10 protein-coding genes are annotated in these 11752 nt (G+C 71.3%); 2 read left to right on the forward strand and 8 right to left on the reverse strand.

Going from position 1 to position 11752, the window contains the following annotated elements; translation table 11 throughout:
- The first annotated feature begins 42 nt into the window (after positions 1–42).
- On the forward strand, positions 43–1407 hold the full coding sequence (locus tag ACQUQD_RS14310; protein ID WP_428952442.1) for an ABC1 kinase family protein: 1365 nt from the start codon (positions 43–45) through the stop codon (positions 1405–1407).
- On the opposite strand, the gene ACQUQD_RS14315 is transcribed toward ACQUQD_RS14310, so the two are convergent.
- The 5 genes from ACQUQD_RS14315 to ACQUQD_RS14335 all read right to left on the reverse strand — a co-directional run bounded on the left by ACQUQD_RS14315 (position 1408) and on the right by ACQUQD_RS14335 (position 5326).
- The gene (locus ACQUQD_RS14315; protein ID WP_428952443.1) at positions 1408–1611 is read right to left on the reverse strand and encodes a hypothetical protein; all 204 of its coding nucleotides are present in this window, start codon (positions 1609–1611) and stop codon (positions 1408–1410) included.
- Positions 1612–1746: 135 nt separating this feature from the next.
- A complete protein-coding gene (locus ACQUQD_RS14320; protein WP_428952444.1) occupies positions 1747–2070 on the reverse strand; it encodes a hypothetical protein in 324 nt (107 codons plus the stop codon).
- On the reverse strand, positions 2067–2435 hold the full coding sequence (locus ACQUQD_RS14325; protein WP_361064445.1) for a WhiB family transcriptional regulator: 369 nt from the start codon (positions 2433–2435) through the stop codon (positions 2067–2069). The genes ACQUQD_RS14320 and ACQUQD_RS14325 overlap by 4 nt, the downstream gene beginning before the upstream one ends.
- 187 nt (positions 2436–2622) lie before the next feature.
- On the reverse strand, positions 2623–2946 hold the full coding sequence (locus ACQUQD_RS14330) for a hypothetical protein (RefSeq protein ID WP_428952445.1): 324 nt from the start codon (positions 2944–2946) through the stop codon (positions 2623–2625).
- A gap of 163 nt (positions 2947–3109) precedes the next feature.
- On the reverse strand, positions 3110–5326 hold the full coding sequence (locus ACQUQD_RS14335; RefSeq protein WP_428952446.1) for an ATP-dependent DNA helicase UvrD2: 2217 nt from the start codon (positions 5324–5326) through the stop codon (positions 3110–3112).
- Positions 5327–5488: 162 nt separating this feature from the next.
- On the opposite strand from ACQUQD_RS14335, the gene ACQUQD_RS14340 reads away from it, so the two are divergent.
- Positions 5489–5731: a mycoredoxin gene (locus ACQUQD_RS14340; RefSeq protein WP_428952447.1), complete on the forward strand. Its 243-nt coding sequence runs from the start codon at positions 5489–5491 to the stop codon at positions 5729–5731.
- Between the two features lie 19 nt (positions 5732–5750).
- Here ACQUQD_RS14340 and nudC read toward each other — a convergent pair whose 3' ends face one another.
- The 3 genes from nudC to ACQUQD_RS14355 form a co-directional block, all read right to left on the reverse strand.
- The gene (nudC, locus tag ACQUQD_RS14345; protein ID WP_428952448.1) at positions 5751–6710 is read right to left on the reverse strand and encodes an NAD(+) diphosphatase; all 960 of its coding nucleotides are present in this window, start codon (positions 6708–6710) and stop codon (positions 5751–5753) included.
- 86 nt (positions 6711–6796) lie between these two features.
- Complete coding sequence (locus tag ACQUQD_RS14350) at positions 6797–8209, reverse strand: dipeptidase (RefSeq protein ID WP_428952449.1); 1413 nt, start codon at positions 8207–8209, stop codon at positions 6797–6799.
- A gap of 10 nt (positions 8210–8219) precedes the next feature.
- Entirely contained in the window at positions 8220–11750 is a 3531-nt protein-coding gene (locus tag ACQUQD_RS14355) for a UvrD-helicase domain-containing protein (protein WP_428952450.1), read from the reverse strand.
- Positions 11751–11752 lie beyond the last annotated feature (2 nt).

Consider the following 11752-nt stretch of genomic DNA (forward strand, 5'->3'; position numbering starts at 1 on the left):
CTGGGCATGCGCGGCGCGGCTGTCCGGCACTTGGAGGGGTGTATGTCTGATCTTCCCCGGAAGGCGGTTACCCGGACCGCCAAGCTGGCCGCACTACCGATCGGCTTCGCCGGCCGCGCGACCTGGGGCATAGGCAAGCGCATCGGCGGCAAGTCCGCCGAGATCGTCGGCCGTGAGCTGCAGCAGCGGACGGCGGAGCAGCTGTTCAAGGTCCTCGGCGAGCTGAAGGGCGGGGCGATGAAGTTCGGGCAGGCGATGTCCGTCTTCGAGTCCGCTCTGCCCGAGGAGGTCGCGGGCCCGTACCGCGCCGCTCTGACGAAGCTGCAGGAAGCCGCGCCGCCGATGCCGACGCGCACCGTGCACGCGGTCCTCGAGGAGCGGCTCGGCGCCGAGTGGCGGGAGCTGTTCCAGCAGTTCGAGGACAAGCCGTCGGCCGCCGCGTCGATCGGCCAGGTGCACCGCGCCGTGTGGCACGACGGGCGCGAGGTCGCCGTGAAGGTGCAGTACCCGGGCGCGGGCGAGGCGCTGCTCTCGGATCTCAACCAACTGGGTCGCTTTGCCCGTCTGTTGGGGCCGCTGATCCCGGGGATGGACATCAAGCCGCTGATCGCCGAGCTGCGCGACCGGGTGTCCGAGGAGCTGGACTACGCGCTGGAGGCACAGGCTCAGCGGGCACATGCCGAGGAGTTCGACGACGACCCGGATGTCGTGGTGCCGCACGTGGTGCACCAGTGCGAGCAGATCCTGGTGACGGAATGGATCGACGGGACACCGCTCGCCGAGATCATCAACGACGGAAGTCAGGAACAGCGGGACCGCGCGGGCCAGTTGCTGGCGCGCTTCCTGTTCTCGGGTCCGGCCCGCACGGGCCTGCTGCACGCGGATCCGCACCCGGGCAACTTCCGGCTGCTGCCGGACGGCAAGGACGGCTGGCGCCTGGGCGTACTGGACTTCGGCACCGTGGACCGGCTGCCGGGCGGACTGCCCGAGCCGATCGGGAGCTCGCTGCGGATGACACTCGACGGCGAAGCGCTCGCGGTCTACGAGCTGCTGCGCGAAGAGGGCTTCGTCAAGGAGTCGATCGAGCTCGAACCGGACGCGGTCCTCGACTACTTGCTGCCGATCATCGAGCCCGCCCAGGTCGACGAGTTCACCTTCACCCGTTCCTGGATGCGCAACCAGGCGGCCCGGATCGCCGATCCTCGTTCCCCCGCGCACCAGTTGGGCAAGCAGCTCAACCTGCCGCCGTCGTACCTGCTGATCCACCGGGTGACGCTCAGCACGATCGGAGTGCTGTGCCAGCTCGGCGCCACGGTACGGCTGCGGGACGAACTGGAGGCGTGGCTACCGGGGTTCGTCACCGAGGAGGAAGAGGAACGCGAGCAGGAGTCGGCCGCGGAGGCATGATCACCACCAGTCGGAGTCCAGCCGGCCCTCGATGGCCCTGAGGTTCTCCCGGGCGCAGGCGTCGCAGAAGTGACGGCGAACCCCGCGCTCGACGGAGCACGTCCAGGTCAGCGGCATCTCCTGGGCCGTCGTGCCGCACCGGGCGCACACGACGGACTGAGGCTCGGACTGCTGCGCGGAGTCCCCGCCAGGAAGAGACGTCACCCCGTGACGATAACTCCATGGGCCGATGATCTTCGGGCACCACGCACCGCGGGGGCCGGTCCCTTCCGGACCGGCCCCCGCGGGAGCAGCCGCTGACGGCTGCGGTTCACGTCGACGATGTGTGCCGACGGACTGTTACTGCATGACGGCCATCGCGAGCGCGCGCCGGGCCCGCAGCGACGCGCGCTCGGCGCGCCGCTGCATCCGGCGGGCGACCACCAGGCGCATGGCCTGGCGCTCGGCGTGGGCGTCCCGCAGCTGCTCGTGCATATGCGCACGAGCCAGGGCTTCTGGGATGAGTTGCATCTGGTGGGTCCTGTTCTGGCGCGGGTCGTTCGCGCCGGACGTGGTGAAGTCTGGAATCGCGGAGCCTGCGGGCTCGCTCGTGGTCGGCTTCATCGGGGCCTGCTTCTTGGGGTCGTGCGTCAGGGGGCGGTCGATCGTTCCTCGGGTGTTCATGCCGCGACCGGGTTCTTGCGCGGGCGGCCACGCGGCCGCTTCCGGGCGACGACGACGCCCTGGACGAACAGCTCGCCACCCCAGACGCCCCAGGGCTCACGCCGCTCCTTGGCGCCTGCGAGGCAGGCCTCCATCAGCGGGCAGGTACGGCAGAGGGACTTGGCGTACTCGACGTCCGCCGGCGACTCCGCGAAGAAGACCTCCGGGTCGTAGGCACGGCAGGGGACGGGTACGCCGAGGTTCTCGATGGCGTCGTCGAGCGCGGTGAGCGCAGTCAGCGGGTTCAAGGTGGAGTCCTCCGTGGGCACGGGCGGGGGAAGAGGGTCCGAAGGCGGTACGGACGGGGCGTGCGCTTCGAGTTGCACGGTGTTTTCTTCCTCGTCTGGATCGTTCCGGCCGGTGGGCCGGGTGGCGGTGGTACCAGTTCTTTTCTTGTCCCGAGGCCCCTTCGTTCTGGTCCCTCGGAAGATCGCTGGGTCTTCCGGGAAAACAGAAGGGCCGCGGATCCCGGATGGGGTTCCGCGGCCCTGAAGGCGCCGGCCTGATCGTCGATCAGGCTGGATCACTCCAGGGTTCGAGCCCACGGAAGGCCCACATCGTGTGGTGCTGCGTCGTCTGCTTCCGGAATCCGGCACCGGCCGCGGCAAAGGCATAGGCCTGAGCCTGTGCCGTCGCTACTGCTTCCGGTGCCTTCGTCGGTCGCTCATTGCCCTCGCGGATGGGAAGACCCGCGAGAGACAGACCGGACTCCGGACGCATGGCGCTGACGCCAGACAGACCGGTGCCCACGTTCGAGAAGCCGAGCAGGCAGGAAGCGACGACCGAGCGATCGGTCATTTTCACGGTGCTGATGGAGCTGGTGTTGATGCTGATCACTGGAATCGCCTCCTCTCGGCGTCTAGGGGACCGGTGCGAACCGGTCCGACGGCTTTCAAGTACATCACGGAACCAGGGCCTTCGAGAAGGCCGCCGCTTTCGTGATTAAGAACCTATGGGGATTGCTGGGGCATGCGCAAACTATTTTTTCGACGAGTTCGCATCAGGCCTCCTCGTCGACTCCTCCAAGCTCATCGCCCACTACCTGACCTGCGCAAATAGCCAGCACATCGGATCCGTGGGCCCGAAACTTCCGCAGCCCGACGCCCGGGATGCGGGACAGCTCGCCCTCGTCCTCCGGCGCGGTCTCGGCGATGGCGATCAAGGTCTTGTCGGTGAAGACGCAGAACGCGGGCTGGCCCAGGTCGGCCGCCGTGCGCGCCCGCCACTCGATGAGCCGCTCGTACAGCCCCTCGTCCATGTCCGAGGGACAGTCCTCGCAGCGCATCAGCTTCATCTCGGCCGCCTCCAGCGTGCGCCCGCACATCCGGCAGCGCGCCACCTTTCTGGCGCCCCTGCGGCGGGCGGCACCCAGCGGCTCCCGGACGTCAGGCCGCGTCCCGTGCTCGACACCGCCACGGCCCCTGCCGCCGGACCGCCCGGCCGAGCCCGTCGAGCCAGGCCGCAGCCCGTCGAGGAACCGGCTCGGCCTGCGGTTCGGACGGCCGCCGGGGGTGCGGGACAACGACCAGGACAGGCCCAGGTGGCTGCGGGCCCGGGTCACCCCGACATAGAGCAGTCGGCGCTCCTCCTCGATCTGCTCGTCGGTCTTGGCGTACGTGATCGGCATCATGCCCTCGGCGAGGCCGACCAGGAACACGGCGTCCCACTCGAGGCCCTTCGCCGCGTGCAGCGACGCGAGGGTGACGCCCTCCACGGTCGGGGCGTGCTGCGCGTTCGCCCGCTCGTCGAGCTCGGCCACGAAGTCGGCCAGCGTGGCGGTGGGCCTGGCCTGTGCGCAGTCCTCCGCGAGCCGGGCGAGGGCGGCGAGGGACTCCCAGCGGTCCCGGACGGCGCCCGAGCCCGCGGGCGGCTCGGTCGTCCAGCCCTCGCCGGACAGCACCGCTCTGACCAGGGAGGGCAGGTCGACCGCCTCGTCGAGCCCCGCGTCGTTGCTGCCGAAGCGAGCGGCCGCGCGCAGCGCATGGCCGGCCTTGCGCACCTCCGCACGCTCGAAGAAGCGCTCCGCGCCGCGCAGCTGGTACGGCACTCCGGCGTCCGCGAGGGCCTGCTCGTAGATCTCCGACTGGCTGTTCGTCCGGAACAGGATCGCGATCTCGCCCGCGGAGACTCCTGAGGCGATGAGCTCGCTGATGCGCCGCGCCGCGCCTTCGGCCTCGGCGGGCTCGTCGGCGTACTCGACGTAGACCGGCTCGGCCCCCGCCTCGCGCTGCGAGATCAGCTCCAGGCGGTGCTCGGCGGCCCGGCCGCTGGCTCTGGCGAGGACTCCGTTGGCGAGGTGCACGACCTGGGGCGAGGAGCGGTAGTCGCGGACGAGCTTGACGACGGTGGCACCGGGATGGCGGGTGCGGAAGTTGAGCAGGTGGTCGGGGGTGGCGCCGGTGAAGGAGTAGATCGTCTGGCTGGCGTCGCCGACGACGCACAGGTTGTCGCGGTCGCCGAGCCAGAGGTCGAGCAGGCGCTGCTGCAGGGGGCTGACGTCCTGGTACTCGTCGACGACGAAGTGCTGGTATTGAGCCCGGATCTGGTCGGCGATGTCGTGCCGGTCCTGGAGGATCCCGACGGTCAGGAGCAGGACGTCCTCGAAGTCGATGACGGAGCGGTCCCGCTTCAGCGTCTCGTAGTTGGCGTAGATCTGGGCGATCTCGGCGGGCTGCCGGGCGGCTTCACGGCCGGCCTTGTGCGCCGCGGCGACGTAGTCCGCGGGCACGGTCTGGGTGACCTTGGACCACTCGATCTCGGCGGTCACGTCGCGCAGCTCACCGCGGTCCAGGCGCAGCCGGCAGGCCGCCGCGGCGTCGGCGACGAGCTGGATCTTGCGGTCGACGAGCCGGGGCAGATCCCCGCCGACCGCCTTGGGCCAGAAGAACTGGAGCTGGCGCAGGGCCGCCGAGTGGAAGGTACGGGCCTGCACTCCCCCGGCGCCGAGCTGGCGGAGCCGGCCGCGCATCTCGCCCGCGGCGCGGTTGGTGAACGTGACGGCGAGCACACTGGCGGGCTGGAGGATCCCGGCGCGGACGCCGTACGCGATGCGATGGGTGATCGCGCGCGTCTTGCCCGTGCCCGCTCCCGCGAGCACGCACACCGGACCGTGCAGGGCCGTCGCCACGGCGCGCTGCTCGGGGTCGAGCCCGTCGAGCACCGCGTCGGCCGATTCCGGGACCTGCGGGAACAGGGTGGAGTGCGTTGCTGCTGTCACCCCGCCATGCTGCCAGGTCGGTGAGGAAGGGTGCGTCACGTTGTCCACAGGCAGCCAGTGCTAGTCGTACTAATGCGGCCGACGTGCGGGAATGGTCGCCGCGTCGCGTACGTTCGACTCATTGCGAACACGCACCCCCAGCCACAAAGGAGCGCGAGGAACATGCCGGGCACTGTGACGATGTACAGCACCACGTGGTGCGGCTACTGCCAGCGGCTGAAGAAGCAGATGGACCGCGAGGGCATCGCGTACTCCGAGATCAACATCGAGCACGACCCGGACTCGGCGGCGTTCGTCGAGAAGGCGAACGGCGGGAACCAGACGGTCCCCACCGTCCTCTTCGACGACGGCACGACGCTGACCAACCCCTCGCTGGCGCAGGTCAAGCAGAAGATCGGCGTCTGAGGCCCTTACCCGGGGGCGCTCACAGCGCGTCGCTGGGCTTCGGCAGGGGCTTGCCGTACCAGAGCTCGATCAGGCGGGCCGCAATCGAGATCCCGTAGGGAGGCATGACCTCCTCGGACTCGAAGGCGGCCCGCAGGTCTTCGCGGGAGAACCAGCGCGCTTCGTGGATCTCGTCACCGTCCACGTTGATCTCGGTGGAGGTGGCGTGCGCCATGAAGCCGAGCATGAGGCTGGACGGGAACGGCCAGGGCTGGCTGGCGACGTACTCGACCTCGCCGACGAGGACGCCCGCCTCCTCGAAGACCTCGCGGCGCACCGACTGCTCGATGGACTCGCCGGGCTCCACGAAGCCCGCCAGCGTCGAGAAGCGCCCCTCGGGCCAGTGCACCTGGCGGCCCAGCAGGATGCGGTCCTCCGCGTCCGTGACGGCCATGATGACGGCCGGGTCGGTGCGCGGGTAGTGCTCGGCCCCGCAGGCCGGGCAGCGGCGGATGTGGCCCGCGGCGGCGATGACGGTGCGTTCGCCGCAGCGGGAGCAGAAGCGGTGCAGTCGCTGCCAGTTCTCCAGGGCGACGGCGTGCACCATGAGGCCCGCGTCGCGCTGCGAGAGCAGCATGCCTGCCTCGCGCAGCCCGGCGGGGCGCGCGGACTGGTCCATCCGTCCGGGGAGCGTGTCCTTCTGGAGTGCGAAGTAGCTCACACCGTCCTCGTCGGTGCCCAGGAAGTAGCGGTGGGCCTCGGTGAGGGGCGCCTCGAAGGACGGCGTCATGACCAGTTCCGTCGCGCCGTCCGGTGTCTCGTCGATGAGCACCTGACCGCCGGAGACCACGAAGACGCGGGTCGTGGGGTGGCTCCACGCGGCGGCGAGCCAGGCCTCGTCGAGGCGGTGGTGCGCGGCACGGTCGATCCCGCTCGGCGCGGCGAGCGAGAGCGGTCGGTCGCCGGCGAGATCGGCGGTGCGGTCGGTCCAGGTGGTCACAGGTGCTTCCAACTCCCCCGGTGGAAAGGGTGGTTCGGCGGGCGGTTCAGCAGGACGTGCGGCAGGACGGCTGCGGGGTGTCTCGTTCAGTGTGCATCCGTCCAGCTCTCCGCGAGGTCGCCCCACAGGTAAGCGGTGGTCTCGACGCCCTTCATGAGGAGATCGAGTTCGACCTTCTCGTTCGGGGCGTGCCAGCCGTCGGAGGGGACGGAGATGCCCAGGAAGAGCACGGGTGCCGCGAGGACGTCCTGGAGGTCGGCCGCCGGGCCGGAGCCGCCTTCGCGCGTGAAGCGGATCTTCTGCTCGAAGGCGCGGCCCATGGCACGTACGACGGACTGCAGAGCGGGGTGGTCGAGCGGGGTGAGGCACGGCCGGGTGGCGGCGCCGAAGGTGATCGTGTGGCTGATTCCCGCGGGCATCTGCTCGGCGACCCAGTCGGTGACGGCCTTCTCGATGTGGTCCGGGTCCTGGCCGGCGACCAGCCGGAAGGACAGTTTCAGCAGGGCGGAGGACGGCACGATGGTCTTGCCGCCGGGGCCCTGGTAGCCGCCGCCGATGCCGTTGACCTCGGCGGTGGGGCGGGCCCAGATGCGCTCCAGCGTGCTGTGTCCGGCCTCGCCGTGGGTGGCGTGGGACTTGGCCGTACGCAGCCACTGCGCCTCGTCGAAGGGCAGCTCCGCGAAGAGTTCGCGCTCACGGTCGGTGAGCTCGACGATGCCGTCGTAGAAGCCGGGCACGGCCACGCGCGCGTCCTCGTCGTGCAGCGCGGCGACGAGGCGGGCGGCGGCGGTCGCCGGGTTCGGGACGGCGCCGCCGAACGAGCCGGAGTGGATGTCCTGGTCGGGACCGCGCAGCTCGATCTCGCAGTCGGCGAGGCCGCGCATGCCGGTGCACACCGTGGGGGTGTCCTCGGACCACATGCCGGTGTCGGAGACGATCACGGCGTCGGCGGCGAGGCGCTGCTTCTGTGCCTCTACAAGGGCGCGGAAGTTCGGGGAGCCCGACTCCTCCTCGCCCTCGATCAGCAGCTTGAGGTTGACGGCGGGGGCGGTGCGCCCGGTGACGGCGAGATGGGCGCGCACTCCCAGTGTGTGGAAGAACACCTGGCCCTTGTCGTCGGCCGCCCCGCGCGCGTGGAGCCGGTTCCCGACGACGACGGGCTCGAAGGGCTCGGTGTCCCAGCCGTCCTCGCGGGCGGCGGGCTGCACGTCGTGGTGCCCGTAGACCAGGACCGTGGGGGCCTTCGGGTCGCCCGAGGGCCACTCGGCGAAGACGGCGGGGGCGCCGGGCGTCTCCCACACCTCGGTGGTCGGGAAGCCGGTCGCGGCCAGTTGCGCGGCGAGCCAGTCCGCGCTGCGTCGCACGTCCGGTGCGTGGGCGGGCTGGGCGGACACGGAGGGGATCCGCAGCCATGCGGCGAGGTCGTCGAGGAACGCCTCTCGGTGGTTCTCGACGTACGCACGGACGGTGCTGACGGCGCTGTCAACGGGCTTGCTCATGGTCACGAGCCTAGTCCCCCACCGGGGCGTACTCGTCCGGCGGCTCCTCGACGGAGTCCGCCAGGACCTGCGGATCCTCCGTGAGGAGGCGCTCCAGCTCCGCACGGCCGGGCAGCCGCCGCGGCCGGACCGTCTCTCCGCTGCGTACGTACACGAAGGCGGCGTCCACCGACTCCACGGGCACGCCCTGCTGCTCGGCCCAGGCGAGCCGGTAGACGGCGAGCTGGAGGGGGTCGCCGGTCTGCTGGTGGCCGGTCTTCCAGTCGACGATCTCGTACGTCGCCCCGTCGCCGTCGCCCTGCTTGTAGACGGCGTCGATGCGGCCGCGTACGACGCGGCCCGCGACGGCGAGCTGGAAGGCGAGCTCGACCCGGTAGGGCGTGCGGTGCGCGTACGGCGTGCGCTCGAAGGCTTCCTTGAGCGCTTCCAGGTCCTGCTCGTCGGCGATCTCCGCGTCGCTTCCGGGCAGCTCCTCCGGGTCGATCATGGGCAGCCGCAGTTCTTCGAAGCGGGATTCGACCCAGGCGTGGAAGCGCGTGCCCCGGCGTGCCGCCGGCTGGGGCGGGCGTGGCATGGGACGGGCCAGTTCCTGGGCGAAGCCGTCGGGATCGGCGGCCATCCGCAGCACCTGGGACGCGGTGAGCGAGTGCGGCACGGGCACGTCGCGCACGCCGGAGCGGGCGCGCAGCAGCTCCCCGGTGAGCGCGTCGAGGTCGCGGTCCCAGGAGGCGATGGCGCGGGCCTCCTCTGCGGTGAGCGCCGCCTCCGGGGCGGGCGCGGGATGCGGGACGGCGGGGACCGTGTCCTGGGGTTCCGGCACGCGCGCGTGGGACGGCGGCTCCGGCGCGGGGTGCGGGACCGTGGGGCGCTCGGTGGACAGGTCGTCCCAGTCGTCCGGGGCGCCGTCCCCGAACTCCTCTCCTTCGTAGAGGAGTTCGTCGTCGTCCGGCGGGGGCGGCCAGTCGGGGTCCTCGAAGGGCGGTTCGTCGTGGGCGGCGGGGTGGGCCTGCGTGTGCGCGCGAGCTTGCCCCGGGTCGGCGGCGCGCTCTACGTAGGCGAGAACGGTGTCGGCCGCAGCCCGGCGGCGGGCCAGGGACTCCTCGTCGAGCGGCAGCGGCCAGGCGTGTTCGGCCGATGCCTCCTGGAGTGCCGGGTTCTCCTCGTCCTCCGCCGGCTCGTCCGCCCAGACCTCGATCTCGCCGTACCCGGCGGCACAGTGGTCGTACAGCGACTGAAGGAAGTCGGACGGGCCGCGCTTCCTCTTCTGGGACGGGCCCCACCAGTGGCCGGAGCCGAGCAGCAGCGTGCGCGGGCGCGTGAACGTGACGTATCCCAGACGCAGTTCCTCGGTGTGCTGGTGGTCCTTCATGTCGGCGTGGAAGGCCTTCATGCTCCGGGAGTCCCACGCTTCGATGTCGGGCAGGGTGGCGGCGTCCCCGCGCAGCTCGTGCGGCAGGACCTTGCCCTGCGCCGTCCACTTCTCCCGGCCCTGGGTGCTCGGGAACGTGCCGTTGACGAGCCCGGGGACGGCGACGACGTCCCACTCGAGGCCCTTGGACTTGTGGGCGGTGAGCACCTTCACGGTGTTCTCGCCGCCCGGGAGCGCGTTGTCGAGGCCCTTCTCGTACTGGGCCGCGGTCCGCAGGAAACCGAGGAAGGCGAGCAGGGTCGCGGAGCTGTCGTTGGCCGCGAAGGACGCGGCGATGTCGAGGAAGTTGGACAGCGTCTCGCGGCGCCGCGCCGCCAACGCGTGCGGGGACGCGGAGAGTTCGACCTCCAGGCCGGTGACGGCCAGCACCCGGTGCAGGACGTCCATGAGCGGATCGGACAACGACCGGCGCAGATCGCGCAGTTCGGTGGCGAGCCGGGCGAAGCGCACGCGCGCGTCCGGCGAGAAGGGCAGCGCGTCGCCCTCCCCGTCGCCGTCGACGGAGGTCTCCAGGAAGGTGTCGAGCGCGTCCGCGAGCGATATCACCTCGGACGGGTCGACGCCCTCGACGGCCTCGGCCAGGCGGCGGTCCGGGTCGTCCTCGTCTCCCCCGCGCGTGTGGGACACCAGCAAGCGGGCCCTGCGCCCCAGAAGGGCGAGGTCGCGCGGCCCGATGCGCCACCGGGGGCCGGTCAGCAGGCGCACCAGGGAGGCGTTGGCCCCGGGATCCTGGAGAACCTCGCACACGGCCACCAGGTCGGCGACCTCGGGGAGGTGCAACAGACCCGAGAGCCCCACCACTTCGACGGGGATGTCACGGGCGACGAGAGCGCCCTGGATCTCGGCGAAGTCGGTCGCGGTGCGGCACAGCACCGCGATCTCGCCGGGCTCCTTCCCGGTGGCGACGAGGTGGGCGAGGGAGTCGGCGAGCCAGTCGATCTCCTCGCTGTGGGTGCCCAGGAGGGCGCAGCGCACGATGCCGTCGCGCTCGGCTCCGGGCGCGGGCCGCAGAGCCTCCACGCCCGCGTGCATCGCCCGCAGCGGCTCGGCCAGTCCGTTGGCCAGGTCGAGGAGGCGGCCGCCGCTGCGCCGGTTCTCGCTGAGCGCGAAGCGGGTGGCCGCGCGACCGTCGGCGTACGCGAAGTGGCGCGGGAAGTCGTCGAGGTTCGCGACCGATGCGCCGCGCCATCCGTAGATCGCCTGGCAGGGGTCGCCGACGGCCGTCACGGCGTGGCCGGTGCCGCCGCCGAACAGGCCAGCCAACAGGATCCGTTGGGCCACGGATGTGTCCTGGTACTCGTCGAGCAGCACGACACGGAACTCGTCGCGCAGGATCTCGCCGACCTCGGGCCGGGTGTCGGCGAGGGTGGCCGACAGCGCGATCTGGTCGCCGAAGTCGAGGACGTCCCGGGATCGCTTGGCCTCTCTGTAGTGACCCACCAGCTCGGCCAGCTCCAGTCGGGCGGCGACGGCTTCGGGGACCTTGCGCAGATCCGCGTTGCTGAGCTTGACGCCTTCGAGGGTGCGCAGCAGGTCACGGTCGTACGCGCGGAGCTTCTCGGGCCGTACGAGGTGCTCGGCCAGCTCGGCGTCGAGGGCGAGCAGGTCGCTGACGAGGTCGGCGAAGGAGCGGGTGAGAGCCGGATACGGCCCCGGTGCCTCGCGCAGGACGCGCGCGGCGAGCTGGAAGCGGGTGGCGTCGGCGAGCAGCCGCGTCGTGGGTTCGAGGCCGATGCGCAGCCCGTGGTCGGTCAGCAGGCGGCCGGCGAAGGCGTGGTACGTGGAGATCACCGGCTCGCCGGGCGGATTGTCCGGGTCGATGGCGTCGGGGTCGGTGACGCCCGCCTTGACGAGGGCCTTGCGGACGCGCTCGGCCAGCTCGCCCGCGGCCTTGTTGGTGAACGTGAGGCCGAGGACCTGCTCGGGCGCGACCTGCCCGGTGCCCACCAGCCAGACCACGCGAGCGGCCATCACCGTCGTCTTGCCGGACCCTGCGCCGGCCACGATCACCTGCGGGGCGGGCGGCGCGATGATGCAGGCCGTCTGCTCCGGGGTGAACGGGATGCCCAGCAGCTCCTTGAGCTGCTCGGGGTCGGTGAGGCGTGTGGTCACCT

The organism is Streptomyces sp. cg35 (assembly GCF_050410835.1).
Classification (GTDB): domain Bacteria; phylum Actinomycetota; class Actinomycetes; order Streptomycetales; family Streptomycetaceae; genus Streptomyces.